Source organism: Tautonia rosea (assembly GCF_012958305.1).
Lineage (GTDB): Bacteria > Planctomycetota > Planctomycetia > Isosphaerales > Isosphaeraceae > Tautonia > Tautonia rosea.
The window spans coordinates 387959-410255 of the sequence record NZ_JABBYO010000003.1 but is presented as its reverse complement, the minus strand read 5'-3'; the positions used below and the strand labels follow the sequence as shown (position 1 = coordinate 410255).

Genomic DNA, 22297 nt, shown 5'->3' with positions numbered 1-22297 from the left:
CTGATCTGGCGGGCCGACCCAAGCCAATCCGTCCGCGAAGGAACTGCCGATGCTTGCCGCGACCCTTGCCACCGCGTTGGTGTTCATGCCTCAGGTGGAGGATCCCCCTCGTCGAGCCGAAGGCGCAGCGGAACGCGCGGCCGAGGCAAATCGCCTGACCTATCTCGATCAGAGCAGCCCCTATGACGTTGGACTGAACTTCCCAAAACTGACCACGCCCCAATGGGTGGGTGAGGATGGGGTCGATGCCGTGGTCATCCTCGCCATCGACGACCTTCGGGATACGATCCCGAAGTACGAGGGGTACTTACGGCCAATTCTCGATCGCTTGAAGCAGGTCGAGGGGCGGGCTCCGGTGAGCATCATGACCAACCGAGTGGACCCGGAAAGTCCTCAGGTGGCTGACTGGATTGCCGAGGGGGTGTCGATCGAGGCTCACACGCTCGACCATCCTTGCCCGTTGCTTCAGAAAGGAGACTTCGACGCCGCTGCCCGCACATATCATGAGTGTGTCGATTTGTTGAATCGAATCGAGGGGAACACACCGGTCGCGTTTCGGATGCCTTGCTGCGACTCGATGAACTCGCCGAGTCCGCGGTTCTATCGGGAGATCTTCCGAGAACGGAGCGATGAGCAGCATTTCTTGACGATTGATTCGTCGGTCTGCGTGGTGCTGACAGCTGATGACCCCGAGTTGCCCCGCGGTTTGGTGGTCGACCCTGATGGTTCGCCGAGGTTTCGGAAATACCTACCGTCGGAAGGGTTTGTGAACTGGGTCGAGAATTACCCCTATCCGTATCTGGTTGATGGGCTCTGCTGGCAGTTTCCCTGCATGGTCCCGAGCGACTGGGAAGCGCAGAACCTCCACGGCGTGAATCATCCAAAGACAATCGAGGACTGGAGCCGGGCACTCGATGCCGCAGTGATCAAGCAAGGGGTGTTTACGATGGTCTTTCACCCGCACGGGTGGATCGGGCCGGAGCAGGTGGTGGAGTTCATTGACTACGCTTCGAAAACCTATGGCAATCGGGTTCGGTTCCTCAATTTCCAGGAGGCTCAGGAACGGATCGACACGCACCTGCTTGGCGGTCAGCCAGTCCGGGATCGATTTGGTCGGGATAACGGTGTCCGGCTACTCGACATGGATGGAGACGGCTATCTTGATCTCTTGTTGGGAGACGGCGGTCCGAGGCTGACGAAGCTCTGGCGGCCTGCCGGCCGGCGATGGGAGCTCGGCCCCTTACCGACCAGCCTGATCCAGCATGAAGGGGCCGAACGACCTCCGGCAGTGCGACTCGGCATCCTGGACCCAGGGGGTGCCCCGGTGATGATCGGCGGAGATGGTCCGGTGAAACACTGCTGGACCTACGATCGCGGCCGATGGGTCCTCAACGACGATCGACTGCGAGGCCTCCCGGTCGACGTTGATGGCCTCCGACTGCGCGACCTCGATGGAGACGGCCGATGCGAGGCGATTCTCGCCAACCGCGACCGGGGAATCTCGGACGTCAATGGCGTCTATCGCTGGTCGGATGAGGGCAAGATGTGGGAGAAGCTTCCGTTCGGTCTGCCCTCAGGGGCCTGGACTTCGGGTCTCCAGCGGCTCGATTCGGGCTTGCGATTTGCCGACCTCGATGGGGACGGCATTCCCAACGATCTTCTCTTCGCCGATGAGGAAGCCTTCGGCGCGTATGCGTTCAATGACCTGGAGCGCGGCTGGTCTCGCGTCCTCAGAGCCGGTCGGGCCGGTGACGAGGGCGCCCTCCGACCGATCGTGCGGAAGTTCGGGGAGAACAACGGATTCTTCCTGAAGGACCGGGTGCTTTACTGGCAGAATGAGGAGACGAGCGACCTAGATCATCACGTTGATCGCCTGCCGATCGCCGAGTTGACGCGACCGTCCTCCCCGGCCCAGGACAACGGTGACGAGCCGGCAGCATCGCCCTGAGTGAACGTCGATCAGAGGCAAGGTGTCGGAGAAGGTCGGACCACAAATCGAGAGCGACATCCGCGATTCTAATCCCATCGCGGTCTCGACGATGAGAACCCTGTTCCGGAAAGGGACTCCAATGCCCGGCGCCTACACCGGCCCGCTCGAAAAGGTTGGGCCTTGCCAGTGGAAAATTCCCAGGAGCTACCGAGACGACATGCGGGTCGACGGCCTGATCTTCGCCGACGACCGGCTGATCGAGCAGATTCGCAAGGACCAGGGGCCGGAGCAGGTCGCCAACGTGGCCACCCTGCCCGGCATCCAGCGCGCCAGCCTGGCGATGCCGGATATCCACTGGGGATACGGCTTCGCCATCGGCGGTGTGGCCGCGACCGATCCGAACGAGGGTGGGGTGATCTCTCCCGGCGGAGTTGGCTACGACATCAATTGCGGAGTCCGTTTACTCCGGTCGAACCTGACCTGGGACGACGCGAAACCACACATTCGGAAACTTGTCGATCAGCTTTACCGGGACATCCCGACCGGCGTCGGGCAGTCGGGACCCTATCAGTTCCGCCACGACGAACTGGCGGAACTGATGGAAACGGGATCAGCCTATGTCGTCGGCCGAGGCTGGGGGACCAAGCGCGACCTGGAATTCACCGAGGCCCACGGTCAGCTCGACGGCGCCCAGCCCGACCGCGTGAGTCCGCGCGCTTTCGCCCGAGGGGCCGACCAGTGCGGCACGCTCGGCTCGGGAAATCACTTCCTCGAAGTGCAGGTCGTGGATCGCATTCTCGATCCAGAGGCTGCCGAGGTGATGGGCCTGCACGAAGGGATGATCACTGTCTTGATCCACTCCGGATCGCGAGGACTCGGGTACCAGGTCTGCGACGACCATCTGGCCCTGTTCCGCGATGCGCCGCAGAAGTATGGGTTCACCTTGCCCGACAGGCAGCTTGCCTGCGCTCCTGTGCAAAGCCCCGAGGGAGAGGCCTACCTGGGAGCGATGCGAGCCGCTGCCAATTACGCATGGTGTAATCGCCAACTCTTGACGCATCAGGCCCGCTTGGTGTTCGGGAGAATCTTCGGCAAGCCCTGGGAGGACCTCGGGCTCGATCTGATCTACGACGTGGCGCACAACATTGCCAAGTTCGAACATCACGAGATCGGTGATCATCAACGGAAGACGGTCTGCGTCCACCGCAAGGGGGCAACCCGAGCCTTTCCGCCGGGGCATCCGGAGATTCCAGAACCGTATCAGGGGATTGGCCAGCCGGTGATCATTCCCGGGAGCATGGGGACAGCAAGCTGGGTTCTGGTCGGGCAACCCGGGAGCATGGAGCAATCGTTCGGCTCAAGTTGCCACGGAGCCGGTCGCATGATGAGCCGAACTGCGGCCATCAAGCTCGCGGCCGGTCGTCGAATCGACAAGGAGCTGGACGACCTGGGCATCATCGCCCGAGCCCGAGGACATAAAGGGCTCGCAGAGGAACAACCGGCTGCCTACAAGGACGTCGACCAGGTGGTCGATGTGGTCGATCAGGCCGGGATCTCGAAGAAGGTTGCCCGGCTTCGGCCCGTCGGAGTGATCAAGGGATAAGGTTTTCATGACGGGCTCTGAGGGCTGGACGCAAGACAATCCGTACGCGGCTCCCTCCATCAAGGGAGGGAGAACCGCCTTGACGGACGTTTACAAGCCTTCGCTCCGAGGTCTGAGCGTGCAGGACCTTCGGGCGATTGCATCGAGCAGGATCAGTTTCGTATTCCTTTGCGTTGCCCGGCTGCTGAGGTTGGAATTCGCAACGATTGCCGGTACTCCCCTGTTCGATCGACTGGAAGAGGTGACTTACGAAGCGATTCCCGAGCCCAGCCGCAACTCGCTCATCGAGATTGAGGCGGCGTGCCAAGGGGCCGGCATGAGGAGACAGTTCTGTTATCGATCGCCAATCATTGCTCCGGGACCTGCCGACTTCGGTCTGATTTACTGTTCTCAGGACAGCCGGATCACGGTGAACCTGATGTCCCAATGGCAGCGGCACACCCGGCCAATCAAGGCAATCGGCTCGATTGTCGCCTCGAGTCGACACGGTCGAGATGGGTGGCTTATCTCGTCGAATCACCCGTGGTGGGGGCTTGAGCCACCGCCGAACACCGAGCGGCGCCACGATCCAAATTGGTCGCCTGAGGAACTCCTTCTCCAGCATGGGCGCTGGATCTCAGAACGAGAGCACGAGGTGAGACCGATCGATCCCGATCGTTTGCTCGAAGTACAAGCCAGGAAGGAACGCGAATTTCTCCAGATGATGATCGATCGCGGTATCCTGGTGCCCATGACCGAGTGCGAGTTGCAAGGTCTGCTGCGGCAGATCGAAGCCGATGGACTGGTGCATTCCCAGGGTCCTGATTCCACGGTCTTGACCCGGTTGAAGTTTGGGCAATCAGCGGCAGTCATCGCAATGGTGGTTTTCTTGCTCTTGAGCATGGTGCTCACAGATGGCCCGGCAGCAATCCTACGAACTGGGGTGATCCTCTTCCTGCTGGTCTGGCTCGGACTGACCGTTGCCCGACGTCGAATGGGATGACAAGCCATCCAAAATCGTCAACAAACGCACACGCACGCATGACTTAACACGGAGGCAGCACCAAGGCCATCACGTGTGACAGTTGGTTGACCAATCTGGCGGATCGGATCCCGGAGACGGGGGAGCTTCAGGACTTCGTGGTTACCAACAAGAGTTATCCCCGAAAAAACCGGGATTATTGATAATTGCTGTTGTACGCCATTCCTCGTGTGAGAACACGGATTACGTCAACGAGGGTCGAGTGACCCGGGAAGAAAGGCACGGATTCGTCCCAATCGGCCGCAGGCTGGCATCGGTTCTGCGATGATTCTCCAAACAGCGGCGGGCCACTTCCGATTGACGGCTGATCGGAAACAGCCGACGGAAAAGCCTGATCAGGTGTGCCCGCCCGGAACCTTATTGATGAGGGAGATTCATCGCATGATTCGAACCACATTGTTACCGCTGACCATGTCGATGATTGTTGCCACGACGCTGGCGACTCCGGCCGCATCGGGTCAGCAAGCTGTTCAGTCCCAACAAGCGGGCCAGAGCCTCCGAGGGGGTCATTCGGCTGAAGCCCAGTGGCTAAACACCCTGCCGGCGGACCTGCCGATTGTGGTTCGCGTCGGTGGCATGCAACAGGCGACCAACAATCTGGTCACCATGATGAGGGCCATGAGCCCCAATCTGGCCGAGCAACTCGGCTCTCAAATTCAGGCTGCCGTGTCTGAGTTCACCCGAAGCCTCGGTGCCGGCCAGGGGGAGGCAGCGGCCCTGGTCTTGATTGATGTGGTCAGCCCCGATGAATTCGGCAACCAGATCGAGCTGGAAGGCGCAAATCTTCAAATCACTCCTCGAGCGATTGCGGTTTTCCAGACCCAGGATTATCGCGGGGCTTTGGCGTCCATTGCCGGTCAGCAAAACCTCCAGCTTGAGCAACGCGACGGCTACGAGGTCGTGACCACCGGAAATGGCGAACGAATCTTTGCTGTTCAGAAGCAAGGCTTCGCCGCGGTCACCCAGTATGAGGACTTGATCAAGAAGGTCAGCACGGCACCCGAGCAGAACCTCGGTCAGACGTTGTCCGACGAGATGAAGTCTCACTTCCTTGATGGCGATCTGGGCATCTACGTTGATCTGGCGAGCATCAACAAGGCCTATGCCGATCAAGGTGAACAGCTCCGGGGTTTCCTCCGGCAGCAGGTTGATCAGATTCGCGAGGAGAACCCCGAAACGGCCCAGCAGATCCGAACCGCGTATCAGCAGGTCTTCAAGGCTGCGGAGAATGCCCAGTGCATGGCCGCCAATGCCTCGTTTGCCGAAAAGGGCCTAAGTGTCTCCGGCAAGTTGGTGATGCAGGAAGACTACGCGCCAATTCGCCAGATCGCCGAACAAGGGGACGATCCCGCCGACGAACTGGGCAAGCTGCCTAGAGGTTCGGCGTACTACTCCTTCAACATGCTCGATCCTGAAACGCTCGAATGGAGCATGATCCCCTCGGGTAATCAGCTTGAAGTCGATTTCCCGGAGATTGCCAAGGTCCTGGATTCCCCGGAATTTGATCAGGCGAAGGAGCAGTTTCGCAAGGCAGGTCTGATGCGGAGCTCCGCATCCCTCGGGCTTGGCGAAAGCCGGCAAGGGATTTGTGTCATCGACGCTGAAAATGCCCCAGCCCTGATCGAAGCCGTTCGGTCGTCCGTCGAAGCGATCAAGGGACGCGACTTTTCATTGATCAAGGACCTTTCGATCGAAACGGAGGCCCAGAAGCACGAGGGATACACCTTCGACAAGATCACGGCCACCTATGACTTTGACGCCTTTACCCAGGAGGTCGAGGAGCAAACCGAGGGGGTCAAGAATCAGGTCCAGCAGAACATCGACAACGAGAACATCAATCAGAATATTGATCTGGCCCTGTCTGATCGCCCGATCGACCGGGAGGAAGCCGTTGCGGCTCTCCGACGGATCGTCGGCCAGTCGACCACCCTTTGGGTCGGCACCGATGGCTCGAAAGCCCTGAGCGTGCTGGCTGAAAACTGGGAGGACGCCCAGTCTCAGATCGACGCGTACCTGGCCAACGACCAGGGGATCGGTGAGACCGAGTCCTTCCAGAAGGTTCGGGCCGAGCTTCCGGATCGGGTCCGAAGCCTGACCATGGTCGACGTGCAGACCGGCTTCCGTCAGATTCTGGGAGAACTTCGCCAGGCCACGGAGGAAAAAAATCTCCGCGCTCCTAAGCAAACCCCCGAACGACCGACCATGATCGGCATGGCCGTCGTGGCCGAACCGGATGGGCTCCGCTTCAAGAGCTTCATGCCCAGCGAGGTCGGCCCGGTGATCGAGAAGGGCATCGTTCCTCTGGTCGAGAAGCAACTGCAGCAGCGGCAAAACCAAGGGCAGTAATCCTGCCAGACCCCCGAGGAGACTCGGGGCCGTTGCGGGATAACCTGCGTCCACACGAGCACTCCAAAGACCCGTGTCCTGCACCTTCCGGTGCGGGGCGCGGGCCTTTCTTGTTCTATAAGAGAGCGGTCTGGCTCTCTCTCGCTCGGTACCTTGCTGTCGCAACCGGCCGGATCGAACCTGTATAATGAAGAGCAATTGGACTTCGGAAACCGACGGATGCTGACCAAGTCGCTTGAGGGGTGCCAGGTGCACTCACAAGGTGCTCGCGTTGTGTTGCTCAAGGAACAGATACCGTTCACCTGGTTCGGTCACGTGATTCTCGTGTAATGAGTGCTTTCCGATCGCTGCGAAGCTCGCTCAAGCGAGTGATCCGTTTGGGGAGTCGGCATCCCCGACAGTTGTTCCTGGTAGACGGGGCAGGAGCAGTCCTTTCCGCGTTGATGCTGGGAATCGTGTTGATCCGCCTGGAGTCGTTTTTTGGGATCCCACCCCGAATGTTGCTCATTCTGGCGACCTTCCCTGTGCTCTTTGCGCTCTACGACCTGAGCGTTTTTGTTCGGAATCCGCAATCACTCATGCTGTTCCTTCGCCTTCTTGGAATTTTCAATCTTTTTTATGTTCTGATTAGCCTCAGCTTTATGGTGTATCATGCCAGCTCCATTCTGCTACCCGGGTGGATTTATCTGAGTTCAGAAGTGCTGATTGTTGCAGGGATCGGTTTTGCGGAACTCCACATTTCTCGGCAACTGGCCAGTGTCGGGCGGGTAGGAGCGCGACCCCAATGAGTACTGCGGAGCGCACATCCGACCCGCAACGGACACTGCACGAACGATTCGGCCTGGAGGAGTTCCGGCCCGGTCAGCGCGAGGTGATCGACGCGGTTCTTGAGGGCCGGGATGTCCTGTGCGTCATGCCGACCGGTGGAGGTAAAAGCCTCTGCTATCAGCTTCCGGCTCTCTTACTCGAAGGGTTGACACTGGTCGTCAGTCCGTTGATTGCCCTGATGAAAGATCAGGTTGATGGACTGCACGCCCGAGGCCTTCGCGCAACCGTGATTAACAGCACCCTTGAACCGAGCGAACAGCACGCGCGCCTGATGGAAGCCGAGGCCGGCCGGTACGACCTGCTCTACGTTGCCCCGGAACGGTTCCGCAGTTCCCGGTTTGTTGAGATCATGGCCCGGATGCGCCCGCGATTGCTGGCGATTGACGAGGCCCATTGTATCAGCGAATGGGGCCACGATTTTCGGCCTGACTATGCCAGGCTTGGCCTGGCCCGTCGAAAGCTCGGCATGCCCCCGTGCATCGCCCTGACAGCCACGGCAACCGACCTGGTGCGCCGAGACATCGCCGAGCAGCTCGACCTCCGTGAGCCCGCTCAGTTTGTGACCGGCTTCGACCGGCCGAACCTGGCCTATGCCGTGGTCGAGGCGCGCCGCGATGCCGAGAAATTCGATGAGCTCAGTGCCCTGCTCCGCCGGACTCAAGGCTCGATCGTCGTGTACGCGTCCAGCCGCAAGCGCTGCGAAATGATCGCCGAGTTCGTGCGATTTGACCTGAGACGGTCGGTTGTTGCCTACCACGCCGGACTGGAACGCGAGCATCGCCACCAGGCGCAAGAGTCTTTCATGAGCGGTGACGTTGATGTGATCGTCGCCACCAACGCGTTCGGCATGGGGGTCGATAAACCCGACATCCGGGCGGTCGTTCATTTTAATATTCCCGGAACCCTTGAAGCGTATTATCAGGAAGCGGGCCGTGCCGGCCGGGATGGACACTCGGCTGAATGCCTCTTGCTCTACGCTCCAGGAGACCGAAAACTTCAGCAACTGTTTATCGAAAACGAGTACCCACCCCGCGAGGTTGTCCATCAGGTCTACGAGTACTTACGTCGTCTCGACGCTGACCCAATCGAGCTGACTCAGGCCGAGATCAAGGAGGCCATCGGGACCGAGTTGAACGAGTCGGCCGTGGGAGCCTCGCTCAAGATCCTGGAGGGAGCCGAGGGGCTGGAGCGGTTCAACCCGAGGGAGAACATGGCGATCGTTCGGATTGATCGCGAACCGGATGAACCGCCGCTTTCCGACCGAGTCAGTGCACAGGCCCATGTGCAGCGACTGGTCATGCTCGGGCTTGAAGGACTTTGCGACCGACGTTGGGGGGAGCCGGTTTATTTTCATCCCGACGAGTTCGCCACAGCTCTGGGGATCGAACGATCCGCCCTGAATCGAGCGCTCAAGCACCTTTCGGCCGATCTCCCGCTGACCTACGTTCCGCCATTCCGGGGCAATGCGATTCGCATTCTCGATCGAACCCGACCAGCCCGAAACCTGGAGATTGACTTCAGGACGCTCGAAGCACGCAAGGAAGCGGAGTACGAAAAACTTGATCGAATGATCCGCTACGCCGAGTCTCGCCAGTGCCGCAGAGCCGTCATTCTCGGATACTTCGGCGATCCCCATCCTTCGAAATGTGGTCGATGCGATGTTTGCGTAGGATTGCGGATCGCACCGATGACATCCGCTTGCCCGATCGACACGCCCACAAGCCGGGAGGTGATTCTCAAAGTCCTCTCGGGTGTCGCTCGGACAAAAGGGCGCTTTGGCAAGACAGTTGTCGCACAAATGCTCACAGGATCAGGCTCCGAAAAGATGAACCGATTCGGCCTGACGCGGCTCAGTACGTTCGGCATCCTGGAGGGATTCCGGCAGCCGGAGGTCATTCAGATCATCGACGCCTTGACGCATGCGGGCTTGATCGATTCGGAGGAAATCGATCGGTTCAAGCCGATCATTGCGCTAAGTGATCGAGGCTGGTTGTTTCTGAGAGAGCGGGGAGGCGGGTCGGAGGGATTGGGCCTTGATGGGCTCCCTGACGAACTGGTGTTCAAACTCCGCGGGAGTCGGCTGCATCGGGTCGAGGCGTCGTCAATGGAGGCGAAGCGATCAGAACCTGAAGTTCGAAACGGGTTTCCGGATGAGCCATCTGAGGGAGTACCTGGGTCTCGATCGGCAGCGGACGAATGGTTGATACAACGCTTGCGAGCGATCCGATCGACCTGGGCAAGAGAGGCGGGGCTCTCTCCCGGCTATGTGTTCTCGAACGAGACGCTGGAGCTCCTGGTCCGACATCGGCCGAGCTCACCTCACGAGCTGGGGACGATCAAGGGCATCGGCAAGGCGAAGCTGGAGCGTTACGGCTCTGCCCTGCTGGAAGCGATCGCCGGAGCCCCGAGGTCTGCGGACTCGTCGGCTTCGGAGAACGCGACGCCGACGAACTCCAGCTCCGAGTTGCCTGCGATCGAGGAAATACCGACGCAGGTTCCGCACCGAACCCCGACCATCGATCCGGTTTCGGTTTCGACTGAGGAGTGGACTTGTCGACTCCTCGATCGCGGGTTCTCGGCAACTGAGGCGGCGGCCATCCGGGGGATGGATCTCGCGGAGATCAGACGGCACGCCCTGCAGCAATCCCGACTGGGGCGGGCGATACCGATTGACGCGTTCCTTGATTCCCAAACAATCGCGCAATGGGATGCCTGGGTACTCGACCGTGACCCGATGTCTCCCCCAGACGACGCGAGGGAACGTCCTGAACTCTGGAGTCTCTTTCTTGCGCTGAGGGAAGCCGCCTCGACACTCCTAGAGGGGGGGGACCCGGACCATTCTTGACGGGATTGGAGGAGGCTTATGATCGGGTTAAGGGACTTTGATTTCTTGAAGAAGTTGATCGATTTGACCGGACATTTTTCGTCGAAATTCCGGATCGAAGCCGGTGATGACCGCGCGGATGGTTCCGTCTGATCCAATCAGCAAGACGGACGGGATCGCCCGAACTCCGAAGGCACGAGCCATTTTGCCGTTGGCATCGAGGGCAACCTCGGCCAGGGGAGGTCGTCGCAGTTTCAAATCGTTGCGGTCCAGGAAGGTAAGCAATTCCTTGGCGAGGCTCTGAGCGTCGTCTCCCCCCTCGTCAATGCTGACGCAGAGAATGCGGAGGTCGTCTGCGCGATCCGCCTCGGCATACGCGTCGATCAATCCCGCGACCTCGGGCAATTCCTTCAAGCAAGGACCGCACCAGGTCGCCCAGAAGTCGATGAGGACGACCTTCCCTTCCAGATCAACCGCACGAATTTCTTCCCCGAGCCCTTCGTCATTGAGCAACGACACAGTGAACTGAGGCGCGGGAGTGCCGACCCGCGGGTCGGCGGCGAGTCGGGCGGCTTCCTCCCGAGCTCTGGCCTCGGGATCGAGCAAGGGACCGAGTCGTGCCATGCCGGGAGGCGGTTCGGTGAGAAACGGGTTGTCCTCGTCGTCCTCGGCGGGCGGAGCGGTGGAGATCTCGCCGGCCGACCAGGAGACCGAAACCTCGTCAAGGGTCAGTCCCGGAGGACTGAGCTCTGCGATCGATTCGGCCGCCATGATGGCCTCGCCACCCACGATCAAGAACGACTCGGGGTCGAGGAACAGCCGCCAATTCGTTCGACCGAGCATTGGTACACGAAGGACCCGGACTGTGTGGCCTTGCCACTCACGGTCGTCCTCGATCGTAAGTTGATCGGGACCGTTCGGGATCGTTCGGCCCGGTTCCTCGCCGGTCAGGAGGCCGAGGACCAGGGGCAACGGGGGGCCGATGGGATCTCCCAGCACGGCCGATCCGACCGCCGAAACGGCCATCACCTCCACACTTGCCTCATCGGGTGCGGCGGTTAGTTCGTAATGACCAGCAGGGGTGACGACGGAGAGCATTTGCTCACCATCGCTGACAATTCGGGAGCCGGGAGCCTGCACCGCAAACCGATCGGGACGGGAATAAGAGAGGCGGAACGGGTCAAACCGCTCGATCCGATCGCCGTCGATGGTGAAGGTCACAACACGCTCGCCACGATCGAGATAGTGATCGAGCCCTTGATACGCCTCGGCAACACGTTGCAGGAGTGCCAGTGCGTCGTCGTCGGGAGGAGTGATGGCAGGACTGACGCAGAGCCAGATGGCGGTAAGGGTCGCGATCACGTCGGAGTCTCCAAGAACCAGTGCGACACAAGCCCGACACCCGATCGAGCGAAGGTAGAATCGAGATCCCCGAGCCCGAGCCCTGCAAGGCGTTGCCTGTCGGGGCATGGAGTCACGATTGAAGGCGTCAATCGCCGGATGGCTTCGAGGCATCAGAACGATCGGCGTCGAGCAAGGCATCAATCGTTGGGGCCAGATCGAGCACAGCCTGGGGCGGTGAAGCCACAAGGACTTCTCGGACAACCCCTTGCGAATCCATCACGAGGAGCATGGGAATGGCCTCGATTCCCAGCGCCTGGGCGGTTTCCCCGGTCGGATCAATCGCAACGCGGGCCATTGGAGGGCGGTCGAGGCGGAAGTCCTTGGCCTCCAGGAATCGCTCGACGAGCGTTCGGATCTCGGCAATTTTTTCATCGTCAGCCGGTTCCTCGACGTCCTCGGTGTCGTCTTCGTCGGGGGCCGGCGTGTCCATGCTCAGGGAGATCACTCGCAGGCGATCGGCCGAGGGGTGATCCTCGAAGCGATCGATCAAGGTGGACAGGGCCTGAAGCTCGGCGACGCATGGGTCGAACCAGGTGGTCCAGACGTCAATCACCACGACCTTTCCTGCCAGTTCCTCGCGTGAGCTTGATTCGATCGTGCCGTCGGCGGCGAGGAGCTTGAGGGAAAACTGCGGGGCCGGTTTGCCCTTGAGGCCGGCGCCGGGCTCGGTCCCGTCAGGTCCGGCCATCAGGGCGGCAATGCTTTCAACGCGGCGGGCGTCTTCAGGTGGGGTGTAGACGAACCGATCGGCGGGCGGGACCTCGGTCGAGATCGTTCCCGGCGACCAGGAGATTTCCTTAACCACCATAGTTTCGGGGAGTTCCTTGGGAGCGGGTACCACCTCGATCCGACGCAGCAGATAGCTCTGCGGGTCAATCAAAAACCGGACCACCGGCCCGGCCTGAGGGACAATCTTCAACGATCGACACTCGACCCCATCGACCGAGCGTTCCGGCTCACGTTCCAGGCGTTCGACCCCCTGCAGAATCGCCTCATACGGGTCCTCGGAGGCAAGCAGGCGGAAGAGGGTCATCGACGGAATCCCCGTGATGCCGCCGAAAATGTAGGCAGCGGCCGGATCACGGGCGAGAACTGAGGGAGTCAAGACGTCGGGGGCCTCGGAACGCAGATAGAGGCCGGCCAGAGCCGAAAGTTGCTGTTGCCCGTCGAGGTAGAACGCCGCCGGTTCCTGAGCCACCGCCAGACGATTCGGGCGCGCGAAGGCAAACGGTTTCTCAAGTGTTTGCGAAGTTTCCTCTCCCGAAAGCGCGAAGGAAAGGGTCATCGTCCCTTCATCGGCGTAACCCGGCAGTCGAGCGTAGGCTTCGGCCACCCGACGAAGCAGCGAGTGGCCAGGGTCGAAGTTCTGCTCCTGAGGCAAGGCATCCACGGGGGACAATCCCGAAACCATGGTCAGCAAGAAAGCCGTCACGCTCACCAAGGGGGGTCGAAACACAGGAGACTCCCTTCCGAATCGGTTCGATCGGCTCGGCTCGGACTCCTTTGAGCCGGACCTTATGTCTTCGGAACGATCGTAACCACCCCGAGGTCCCCCCTGCCAGGGCGCATCGGTTGGGAATCAAGGAGCTTCGCTCGATCGATCAGTCCGCACGCGGGCCGGCATTTGACGAGCCGTCGGCAAGCTGAGGAAGCAAGTGCCCCATGCGATCGCGTTTGGCATCGAGATAGCGCCGTCGAGCCTCCTCATCCGGAGCGATGATCGGCACCTGGTCGACAACCTGGAGGTCGTAACCGCTGATGACGAACGCATCCACTTTCTTCGGGTTGTTCGTCAGCAATCGAACCTTCCTCAGGCCGAGATCCTGAAGAATCTGCAGACCAATGCCGTAGTCTCTCATGTCAGCGCGGAAACCAAGGGCGAGATTGGCGTCGACGGTGTCGAGCCCTTGATCCTGAAGGGCGTACGCCTTGATCTTCTGAATCAGACCGATTCCTCGACCTTCCTGGGGCAAGTAAATCAGGGCACCGGCCCCTTCCGTCGAGATCTGCTGCAAGGCCATGTGCAATTGATCGCCGCAATCGCACCGCAGCGACGCGAGCAAGTCACCGGTGAAGCAGGACGAATGCAAACGGACCAGAGGAGCGGGGACGCTCTTGAGGTCCCCAAACGCAATGGCAATCGGATTGTTGCCCGGCTCGTGATCGACACTGTAGCCGATCACCCGAGCCTCGCCGTACTTCGTCGGCAAGGCGGCCTCGGTCTCGCGATGAACAAGCTTTTCGAGCCGGCGTCGGTAGCGGATCAGCTCCTCGATCGAGACGATCGGGAGGTTGAATCGCTGGGCGATCTCGTGCAGCTTTGCACGACTCGCGCGCCCGGTGCCGTCGAGAATCTCGATCAAGACTCCGGCCGGAGCGAGGCCCGCCAATCGGGCGAGATCGACGGTTGCCTCGGTATGGCCCGCGCGTCGTAGCACGCCCCCTTCTTTTGAGAGCAAGGGCAAGACGTGACCGGGACGGGTGAAATCCGACGCCTTCGAGTTCGGATCGACCATCGCTCGGATCGTCAGGGCACGCTCGGCCGCGGTGATGCCGGTGTGGCAGGTTTTGTGATCGACCTGAATCAAGAACGGGGTCTTGTGCGGGGCGGTGTTCAGCTCAACAACAGCATGCAGGTTCAGGCGCTCAGCCAGTTCGGGCATGATCGAGACGCAGAGCAATCCGCGTCCCTCGGTGATCATGAATTCGACGAGTTCCGGCGTGATGGTCTCAGCCGCGGCGACAAAGTCTCCTTCATTTTCCCGGTCTTCGGCATCCACCACGATGACGGCCCGGCCCTCGGCAATGGCCTGGATCGCGTCTTCCACCTTCGAGAATGCGTCGCCCATCGAGCGCCTGGCTCCCGTGTCTCGACCTCGTTCGGGCTAACAGATTTGCCCGGTCTCTCCTTATGATAGGCGCAGGCCCCTGCTCGGGGCCAGGAGCGGTTGTGGATCAACCACGAGCAATGGTGCGACCATCGCCGATTCTCCTGAGGATGCGGTCCCTGGGAATCGGAAGTTCTCCCCGAACGATCGGGGCAAGATTATCTCCAAGTCTTCGCCTCAATCACCAACGAATCGAGAGCCCTCCCAGACCGAATCCAAACGGGATATCAATTCCTCCGAGGGGTCGGTAGCCGTAGCCATAAGGTGCAACAGGAGTCAGCGGAAGCGGACCGTACGGAGTGACACCGGGAGCGATCGGCACACCCCCCACGATCGGAGCTGGCGGTCGAGGGAGATACGATCGCGTGGCGTCCTGGTACGCCTGAGCCCGGTAGGCCTCGGAAAGGGCAAACGGGTTCACCCCATACTGGGTGTACGGGTTGACGTACGGAGGTCGCGAGGACCGGCGACGATCGAGTTCCTCGGCCCGGCGGAGTGCCTCAAGGTATTCCGCCCGTCGTGCTTCCAGTTCACGTAGGGCGGCCTCGCGATCGAGTTCGGCTGATCGGATCTCGTCGGCAAGCGGATCGTTCTGCTGAGCCTTCACATCCGGAACCAGTGTCACGATGAAGCCCAGGCCCAACACGCTCGGGATCAGAAGCTGAGACCACGAGCAAGAACCAATCGGAATGTTCATGAGAGGGTTCCTCAGTCGGCAGTGAGTCACGATGTTCTCTCCCAAGAACCTGGCTGCTGGAACACTAATCGAAATGGAACACGAGCTGTCCGAGCGGGAATCGTCGAACCCTGGGTTGGCTTCCGCTGCGTCGACGACTCAGGCCCGTGATGATACTCTCTGGTGCAAAGCTCGGACCAACCGCACTCCTGGTCCACTCGAACGACATCGAAACCCGAGGAAATTCTGTCGCAATGCCCGAGTCCTTGTCGGTTCAAAGCTCGGTGATGGGGCTGATCGTACTGGGGGGAGTGGCCTCCCTGGTGTTTTTTCTCTGGTTTCAGAGCCGAAAGGCGCTGGAGCAGATGACCAAAGCCGTCGAAGCCCTGGTCAACGATCAGCCCATGAGTCGTGTGAGAGCCCAGGTGGCGGGAGCCTCGGAGAGGCTGGCCGAGCAGTTCAACCGAGCGGGGGTCGAGCTCACGCGCCGGATTGCCAATCTGGAAGATGATCGGCGAAAGCTCGACGCGATGCTGAGCGCGATGAGTGAAGGCGTGCTGGCAGTCGACGCAAGGCAACGGCTCCTGTTTGCCAACCCAACCGCTCAGCGGATGTTTCAGATCGCCGACGATTCGGACGGTCGCCTCGTGGCCGAGCTCGTCCGAAGCCCTCAGATCCAGATGGCGGTCGAGACCACCCTGGCCAGTCGGTCAGCATACCGGGCTGAGCTTTCCCTGGCCGGTCGGAACCCTCTGGCTAGCGATCAGGAGCGCATCGTCTCGGTGCATGGAACCCCCCTGCCCGGCTCCCCTCCGTCGGGGGCCGTCTTCGTGCTGCACGACGTGACCGATCTGAGGCGATTGGAACGGATGCGGCAAGACTTTGTCGCCAACGCCTCGCATGAGTTGAAAACCCCTCTGGCGGCGATCAAGGTCAACACAGAAACCTTGCTCGATTGGGGCCTTCATGATGCGTCGGTCAACGTCACGCTCCTCAATCAGATCAACGAACAGGTTGATCGGCTCGACAATCTGGTGCAGGACATGCTCCGACTGGCCCGCCTGGAGTCGGGGCAGCAACCCTTTCAGTTCGAGCCGATGGCACTCGGTCCAATCGTTCGAGAGTGCATCGAATCGCACGAAGCGAGGGCAAGGGCAAGCGGACTGTCGCTTATCGCGGAACTGGATGAACTCGACCCTTCGATTTGCGTTCGGGCGGCCGAGGAAGCGGTCCGACAGGTTCTCGACAACCTGATCGATAATGCGATCAAATACACACCCGAGGGAGGGTCGATTCGGGTCTCGACCTGGACAAACGAGCAACGGGTAACGCTTTCCGTAACCGACAGCGGCTCCGGGATTCCCCGAGACGACATCCCCCGAATCTTCGAGCGGTTTTACCGAGTGGATCGGGCTCGGAGCCGAGCCCAGGGAGGTACGGGCCTGGGGCTGGCGATCGTCAAACATCTGGTCCAGTCGCTCGGGGGAGAGGTCAGCGTCGAAAGCATCGTCGGCACCGGCAGCACCTTCACGGTCCGGCTGCCTCGACACCTGGGTCCGTGATTGCGGGAATCGACCTCTCGAAAAAAAAATCCCAACAACCGAACATTCGGCAATCGTAAGACGTAGCAAGGTCCGTGGTCGGGAACCTAAACGAGGCAGTCGATTGACGCGACGACCTGACAGAGCTAGGCTGACCGATGTCTCGCGGAAAGTTCATCGACCATGCGAACACAATCGAAAAACTGAGGCCGGTTCCATCTGAATCGACGCCTCACTTTCACTGAGCGAAACTCCCGGCGGCCTCGTTGATCGAAGGCCGCGTCTGATGGAGCGGAACCAACGGGACCCCTGAGGGATGGACTGGTCCTGATTGGATGATCAGGTGTCGTACCTCAATACGTCAATGGGATCAGGGTCGTTTCACCTTTACCCCCGATGAGCACTCGACCCGATCCTTCTTCGTTTCTGAATCACCCAGAGGAGCTTGCACCGATGCGTATGTTTGTCTCCGGACTCGTTGCCCTGGCTCTGGCCGTCCCTGCCGTGGCCGGTGAGTACAACAAGACCGTCGACATCGGGCAGAAGGCCCCCGATTTCTCCGGCATCCCGGCCACCTACAAGGGCCAGGACACTTCCATCTCCCTGAGCGACGTTGAGGAAGAGGTTGTTGTCCTCGTCTTCCTCGGCAACCACTGCCCTTACGTGGTCGCGATCGAAGACCACCTCAACGACTTCGTTGACAACTATCAGGGCAAGAGCGTCAAGCTGATCGGCGTGAGCGTCAACGACCACCCGCAGGACAAACTGCCGCAGATCAAGGAGTGGGTCAAGGAAAAGAACTCGCTCTACACCTACGGCTACGATGAGAGCCAGGAAATCGGCCGCAAGTACGGCTCGACCAAGACCCCTGAGTTCTTCGTCCTCGACAAGGACCGCACCATCCGCTACATGGGTGCCATGTACCGCAACCCGCTGAAGGTCGAAGCGGGCGAAACCAACTTCGTCGCCAACGCCGTCGATGCCCTGCTCGCCGGTGAAGAGGTCGAAGTGAAGGAAACTCCTGCTATCGGCTGCGGCGTCGTCTACAAGCGCAAGTGAGCCGTGAAACTGACCGGTCGCACTCGGATCGCCTCGGGTGATCCGTCGTGTTGACCGAACTGATCGAATCCCGCCGCCCGTCGTCGGACCATCCCCCGGCTGCGGGCGGCGTTCGTTTCCAGCCGGGCTCGGCCTCGGGCCGATGGCCCGCTCAACCTCCTGCCGAAGCCCATCCTTCTGCCACTCCGACCCCGCGCCCACCTTCCGGAGGACCGATTCATGATCCAACCCGCCCGACCACTCACCACCTGGCTGACCCTGGCAACCTTCTCTGCCGCGGTCGGCCTGCTCGGCTGCTCGGAACCGGCCGGCGACCCGATCGAGCCGACCCCCGACGAGGTCATCAGCCCCGAGATCTCGGGCGAGACGTCCCCCGAGCCGACCGAGAGCACCGAGCCGGTTGCCGAGTCACCACTCGAACTGGACGACTTGCCCCCGCCCACTCCCGCCGAACCAGAAACGATATCGGCCCCCGAGCCCGAACCGACGGCGGAGCCTGCTGAACCCGAGCCCTCGGACACTGCCAATCTCGAACTCAAGCCTGTCACCTACGAGGAACTGAAAGCCTATATCGCCGAGAGCGATGCGCCGTTGACCCTCGTCGATTGCTGGGCGAGCTGGTGCGACCCTTGTAAGGAGAACTTCCCGCACGTCCTGGAGATGGCCGACTCCTTCGAAGACAAGGGGCTGAAGGTGATCGCCCTGTCCTTCGACGCCGGCACCGAGGTGGACGACATCGACGAGGCTCAGATCAAGGAAGCGAAGCGCTTCCTCTCCGCGATGGACGTCTCGAAGATTGAGAACCTTCGTCACGGGCAACTGCTGTTCGAGTCGTTCGAGGCCTTCAACGTCACGACCATTCCGGCGGTCTTCCTTTACGATGGCGAGGGGAACGAGGTCGCTCGCTTCACCTACGACGACCCGGACAATCAGTTCACCTACGACGAAGTCGAGGCCAAGGTTGCCGAACTGCTCGCGAGTGAATGACTCGGAGCACCCCCAGTGCGGCTGGGTTCGGGGATCGAAGAACAAAACCCCTTCCCCAACCCAGCCCTCTGTCGATACGATAGCGTTCTATTGACCACGAATCGGCCCTCGTGCCCGGTGTGCGGGGGGCCGTCGTTCGCCTGTCTCCCGGCCGGACCCACGCCCGATGAAAGAAGGCATTCACCCCAACTATCGCCCGGTCGTCTTCCACGACGCGTCGAGCGATTTCGAAATCATCACCCGCTCGACGATCAAGACCAACCAGAAGAAGACCATCGACGGGGTCGAGTACCCCTTGGTCGTCGTCGACGTTTCCAGCGCCTCGCACCCGTTCTACACCGGCAAGACGAAGTTCGTCGACGCCGCCGGCCGGGTCGACAAGTTCAACCGTAAGTTCCAGGGACGCTACGGCAAGGGCCGCAAGGGCGGCGAAGCCGACGCGACCACCGAAGCTTCAGACAGCTAGTCCCGAGTGATTGCTGACCAGCGGCCTGCCCCGATCGGCCTTTCAACCGGCACCCCTGGTGCCAGGCTCGAAGGTCGCGACGGCGGGCCGTTGATCGTTTCCCGACGGGCTTGCGTTTTCTCAGTCCTTCCGATCGGCTACTGTCGCTGTGTTTGAGAAACTCCAGGCCGATTATCGACGATTCCGAGAGGTCGACCAGGCGCTGCTCGATCCAGACGTCGCGTCGGACCCGGCTCGAGTTGCGGCGCTCGCCAAGGAACGGGGCACCCTGGCCAAGGCCGCTGTCCCTTACGGCCGCTACCTGGAACTGGGTCAGCTCATCGCCGAGGCCGAGGCACTGGCCCTCGACGAATCCGATCACGAGATGCGTGCCTACGCCGAGGCGGAACTGGAATCGCTCCGCGCCCAGCGTGACGACCTTGCCGAGACGCTCCGCGACCTGATCTACGACCGCGTGGCCGGCTCTGATCGCTCGGGGCTCATCATGGAGATCCGGGCCGGGACCGGCGGCGATGAGGCCGCCCTGTTCGCCCGCGACCTTCTGGAAATGTACCGCCGCTACTGTGAGTCGAAGGGCTGGTCGTTCGAACTTCTGGAGCTGAACCCGACCGAGTTGGGCGGTGCCAAGGAAGTCAGCTTCGCGATCAACGGCGACGGGGCTTACCGCCACCTCCAGTTCGAAAGCGGTGGCCACCGCGTGCAGCGCGTCCCCGCGACCGAAACACAAGGGCGCATCCACACTTCAGCCGCGACCGTCGCCGTTCTGACCGAGCCGGAGGAAGTCGAGATCGAGATCCGACCTGAGGACCTTGAAGTCGACGTCATGCGTGCCGGAGGCCCCGGTGGCCAGCACCAGAACAAGACCGAGAGCGCCGTCCGTCTGACTCATACGCCCAGCGGCATCGTCGTCGTTTGCCGAGACGAACGCAGCCAGCATAAAAATCGGGCGAAGGCACTGCGATTGCTCCGCTCTCGGCTGTTCGACCAGATGCAGGAGAGCGCCAATGCCGAACGTGCCGAGCAGCGTCGGTCCCTGATTGGCTCCGGTGATCGTTCTCAACGCATCCGGACCTACAACTTTCCGCAGAACCGCGTCACCGATCACCGGATCAACCTGACGCTCTACAGCCTCGACCGCATCATCCTCGGCGATCTCGACTCCTTGACGACCGCCCTGATCGATCACGACCGACACGAGCAACTCGGGGAGCTTTGAACCCGTGGCCGAACGCGATGAGCCCTGGACCATCGGCCGATTGCTCACCTGGACGCAGGGATTCCTGCGCGACAAGGGGTCGGAAAGTCCCCGTCTCGATGCCGAAGTCTTGCTGGCCCAGGTGCTTCAGACCGACCGGGTCAAACTCTACACCCAGTGGGATGTCGAGGTCGGATCGGCCGATCGGGCCTCCTACCGCGACCTGATCCGCAAGCGTGCCGAGGGTGCCCCAGTGGCTTACCTCGTCGGTCGCAAGGAGTTTTTCTCGCTGTCGCTGACGGTCTCGCCAGCAGTCTTGATTCCGAGGCCCGACACGGAATTCCTGGTGGTTGAGGCCCTCGACGCCTTGAAGGGCACGACCACACCCCGGGTGGTCGATGTGGGAACCGGCTCCGGGGCGATTGCCCTGGCAATCGCTCATCAGCAAACCGACGCCCAGGTCATCGCCATTGACCTCAGCCCCGAGGCGCTCTCGATCGCCAAGTCAAACACCGAGCGCCTGAACCTGGCCAATCGGGTCACCTTCGTCACAGGGGATTTACTCGATCCGGTCGCCGATCAAGGGCCATTCGACGCCATCGTCTCGAACCCGCCGTACATCGCAACCGACGTGATTCCGACCCTTGAGCCGGGCGTCCGCGACTTCGAGCCGCATCTCGCGCTCGACGGCGGAGCCGAAGGCCTTCGGATCGTCACTCGATTGATCGAGCAGGCGGTTCCGCTGCTCAAGCCGGGCGGCCACCTGCTGCTGGAGATCGGCTCGGATCAGGAAGCCCCTGTGCGGGCCTTGCTCGAATCGCGAGCCGAACTTCAGGTCGCTCCCACCGTCCGCGACGGCGCAGGACATCCCAGGGTGCTCCGGGCCGAACGCCGATCGGACTGAATCGAATACGCGAGCGAGCCAGTTTGTATGTCTCGCTCACGCCTCCAACCTGATGACCGTCAAATCTGAACCTTTTCATGTCCGGCGGGCGTGTGCGGTTTGCCGGTCATTGCGGCCTTCAGATAGCCAACGGCATGGACGATCGCTCCCGGAGCGGGATCCCAGTACTCTCCTTTCTCCACCTCAACGCGAATCAAGGCAAGCTCGGGATCGTCCAAACCCTGCGGAAACCAGGCTTTGTACAGCGGCGACCACATCCGCTCGGCCCGATCACGATCGTGAACCAACCGGGCCGTGCCAGACAAAGACACATATTTTTGCGATTTTGTACAGGAATAGCTTAGATTCACATGACGATCACGATCAATTTCGAAGACCTTGGGAGCATGGTCTCTTGTAAAAAACCAAAGCGACCCCTCGAATGGCCCGTCGAGATGCGTGTGCATGGGCCGACTTCGGAGTGATCCATCTGGTTCGATGGTCGCAAGCATCGCGACCCCGAGTTCCGTGATCAGGTCTTCAAGCTTCTGGAGATCGTCTCGTTTCTCGGTCTCGGCTGCCATCACTGACTCTCCCGGTTCGGAGTTTGGGCGAACACGCGAATCGAGTGAGCAACCTCTGTGCC

Annotated in this window: 17 protein-coding genes; 12 read left to right on the top strand and 5 right to left on the bottom strand. The window is 60.9% G+C overall.

Translation table 11 applies throughout. From position 1 onward, the window contains the following. Nucleotides 1-49 precede the first annotated feature (49 nt). The 6 genes from HG800_RS06995 (at nucleotide 50) to HG800_RS06970 (ending at nucleotide 10573) form a co-directional block, all read left to right on the top strand. Complete coding sequence (locus HG800_RS06995; protein ID WP_169975188.1) at nucleotides 50-1948, top strand: polysaccharide deacetylase family protein; 1899 nt, start codon at nucleotides 50-52, stop codon at nucleotides 1946-1948. A 121-nt stretch (nucleotides 1949-2069) separates the two neighbouring features. Further along, nucleotides 2070-3533 carry an RtcB family protein gene (locus HG800_RS06990; RefSeq protein ID WP_169975186.1) on the top strand — a complete coding sequence of 488 codons (1464 nt, stop codon included), beginning with the start codon at nucleotides 2070-2072 and terminating at the stop codon, nucleotides 3531-3533. Between the two features lie 7 nt (nucleotides 3534-3540). Beyond that, a complete protein-coding gene (locus tag HG800_RS06985; RefSeq protein WP_169975184.1) occupies nucleotides 3541-4515 on the top strand; it encodes a hypothetical protein in 975 nt (324 codons plus the stop codon). Nucleotides 4516-4935: 420 nt separating this feature from the next. Beyond that, complete coding sequence (locus HG800_RS06980; RefSeq protein WP_169975182.1) at nucleotides 4936-6900, top strand: hypothetical protein; 1965 nt, start codon at nucleotides 4936-4938, stop codon at nucleotides 6898-6900. Nucleotides 6901-7397: 497 nt separating this feature from the next. Next, nucleotides 7398-7688: a hypothetical protein gene (locus tag HG800_RS06975; protein WP_169975180.1), complete on the top strand. Its 291-nt coding sequence runs from the start codon at nucleotides 7398-7400 to the stop codon at nucleotides 7686-7688. Then, on the top strand, nucleotides 7685-10573 hold the full coding sequence (locus HG800_RS06970; RefSeq protein WP_169975178.1) for a RecQ family ATP-dependent DNA helicase: 2889 nt from the start codon (nucleotides 7685-7687) through the stop codon (nucleotides 10571-10573). Before HG800_RS06975 ends, HG800_RS06970 begins: the two co-directional genes overlap by 4 nt. A 27-nt stretch (nucleotides 10574-10600) precedes the next feature. Here the strand turns inward: HG800_RS06970 and HG800_RS28175 are convergent, their stop codons facing one another. From HG800_RS28175 to HG800_RS06950, 4 genes are all read right to left on the bottom strand, one after another. After that, nucleotides 10601-11914, bottom strand: coding sequence for a TlpA family protein disulfide reductase (locus HG800_RS28175; protein WP_169975176.1), 1314 nt, complete (start codon nucleotides 11912-11914; stop codon nucleotides 10601-10603). A 127-nt stretch (nucleotides 11915-12041) separates the two neighbouring features. Further along, complete coding sequence (locus HG800_RS28170; RefSeq protein ID WP_169975174.1) at nucleotides 12042-13412, bottom strand: redoxin domain-containing protein; 1371 nt, start codon at nucleotides 13410-13412, stop codon at nucleotides 12042-12044. Nucleotides 13413-13557: 145 nt separating this feature from the next. Next, on the bottom strand, nucleotides 13558-14805 hold the full coding sequence (gene ribA / locus HG800_RS06955) for a GTP cyclohydrolase II (protein ID WP_169975172.1): 1248 nt from the start codon (nucleotides 14803-14805) through the stop codon (nucleotides 13558-13560). 220 nt (nucleotides 14806-15025) lie between these two features. Continuing rightward, nucleotides 15026-15541: a hypothetical protein gene (locus HG800_RS06950; protein WP_169975170.1), complete on the bottom strand. Its 516-nt coding sequence runs from the start codon at nucleotides 15539-15541 to the stop codon at nucleotides 15026-15028. A 233-nt stretch (nucleotides 15542-15774) separates the two neighbouring features. On the opposite strand from HG800_RS06950, the gene HG800_RS06945 reads away from it, so the two are divergent. The 6 genes from HG800_RS06945 to prmC all read left to right on the top strand — a co-directional run bounded on the left by HG800_RS06945 (nucleotide 15775) and on the right by prmC (nucleotide 21672). After that, nucleotides 15775-17082 carry a sensor histidine kinase gene (locus HG800_RS06945; protein ID WP_235963375.1) on the top strand — a complete coding sequence of 436 codons (1308 nt, stop codon included), beginning with the start codon at nucleotides 15775-15777 and terminating at the stop codon, nucleotides 17080-17082. A gap of 432 nt (nucleotides 17083-17514) precedes the next feature. Then, nucleotides 17515-18120 carry a redoxin domain-containing protein gene (locus tag HG800_RS06940; RefSeq protein ID WP_169975168.1) on the top strand — a complete coding sequence of 202 codons (606 nt, stop codon included), beginning with the start codon at nucleotides 17515-17517 and terminating at the stop codon, nucleotides 18118-18120. A gap of 219 nt (nucleotides 18121-18339) precedes the next feature. Continuing rightward, a complete protein-coding gene (locus HG800_RS06935) occupies nucleotides 18340-19107 on the top strand; it encodes a TlpA family protein disulfide reductase (protein WP_169975166.1) in 768 nt (255 codons plus the stop codon). 166 nt (nucleotides 19108-19273) lie between these two features. Further along, complete coding sequence (locus tag HG800_RS06930) at nucleotides 19274-19573, top strand: type B 50S ribosomal protein L31 (protein WP_169975164.1); 300 nt, start codon at nucleotides 19274-19276, stop codon at nucleotides 19571-19573. Between the two features lie 148 nt (nucleotides 19574-19721). Next, nucleotides 19722-20789: a peptide chain release factor 1 gene (gene prfA, locus HG800_RS06925; protein ID WP_169975162.1), complete on the top strand. Its 1068-nt coding sequence runs from the start codon at nucleotides 19722-19724 to the stop codon at nucleotides 20787-20789. 4 nt (nucleotides 20790-20793) lie between these two features. Further along, nucleotides 20794-21672, top strand: coding sequence for a peptide chain release factor N(5)-glutamine methyltransferase (gene prmC, locus HG800_RS06920; RefSeq protein ID WP_315851985.1), 879 nt, complete (start codon nucleotides 20794-20796; stop codon nucleotides 21670-21672). A 59-nt stretch (nucleotides 21673-21731) separates the two neighbouring features. Here the strand turns inward: prmC and HG800_RS06915 are convergent, their stop codons facing one another. Next, nucleotides 21732-22235: a pyridoxamine 5'-phosphate oxidase family protein gene (locus HG800_RS06915; RefSeq protein WP_169975160.1), complete on the bottom strand. Its 504-nt coding sequence runs from the start codon at nucleotides 22233-22235 to the stop codon at nucleotides 21732-21734. Between the last annotated feature and the right edge of the window lie 62 nt (nucleotides 22236-22297).

What these genes read in the sequence shown, in the direction of transcription:
- HG800_RS06940 (WP_169975168.1), top strand. Translation starts at nt 17,515, where the DNA reads ATGCGTATGTTTGTCTCCGGACTCGTTGCCCTGGCTCTGGCCGTCCCT.
- HG800_RS06935 (WP_169975166.1), top strand. Translation starts at nt 18,340, where the DNA reads ATGATCCAACCCGCCCGACCACTCACCACCTGGCTGACCCTGGCAACC.
- HG800_RS06995 (WP_169975188.1), top strand. Translation starts at nt 50, where the DNA reads ATGCTTGCCGCGACCCTTGCCACCGCGTTGGTGTTCATGCCTCAGGTG.
- HG800_RS06975 (WP_169975180.1), top strand. Translation starts at nt 7,398, where the DNA reads ATGTTGCTCATTCTGGCGACCTTCCCTGTGCTCTTTGCGCTCTACGAC.
- HG800_RS06990 (WP_169975186.1), top strand. Translation starts at nt 2,070, where the DNA reads ATGCCCGGCGCCTACACCGGCCCGCTCGAAAAGGTTGGGCCTTGCCAG.
- HG800_RS06930 (WP_169975164.1), top strand. Translation starts at nt 19,274, where the DNA reads ATGAAAGAAGGCATTCACCCCAACTATCGCCCGGTCGTCTTCCACGAC.
- ribA (WP_169975172.1), bottom strand. Translation starts at nt 14,805, where the DNA reads ATGGGCGACGCATTCTCGAAGGTGGAAGACGCGATCCAGGCCATTGCC.
- HG800_RS06945 (WP_235963375.1), top strand. Translation starts at nt 15,775, where the DNA reads ATGCCCGAGTCCTTGTCGGTTCAAAGCTCGGTGATGGGGCTGATCGTA.
- HG800_RS06950 (WP_169975170.1), bottom strand. Translation starts at nt 15,541, where the DNA reads ATGAACATTCCGATTGGTTCTTGCTCGTGGTCTCAGCTTCTGATCCCG.
- HG800_RS06970 (WP_169975178.1), top strand. Translation starts at nt 7,685, where the DNA reads ATGAGTACTGCGGAGCGCACATCCGACCCGCAACGGACACTGCACGAA.
- HG800_RS06985 (WP_169975184.1), top strand. Translation starts at nt 3,541, where the DNA reads ATGACGGGCTCTGAGGGCTGGACGCAAGACAATCCGTACGCGGCTCCC.
- HG800_RS06915 (WP_169975160.1), bottom strand. Translation starts at nt 22,235, where the DNA reads ATGGCAGCCGAGACCGAGAAACGAGACGATCTCCAGAAGCTTGAAGAC.
- HG800_RS06980 (WP_169975182.1), top strand. Translation starts at nt 4,936, where the DNA reads ATGATTCGAACCACATTGTTACCGCTGACCATGTCGATGATTGTTGCC.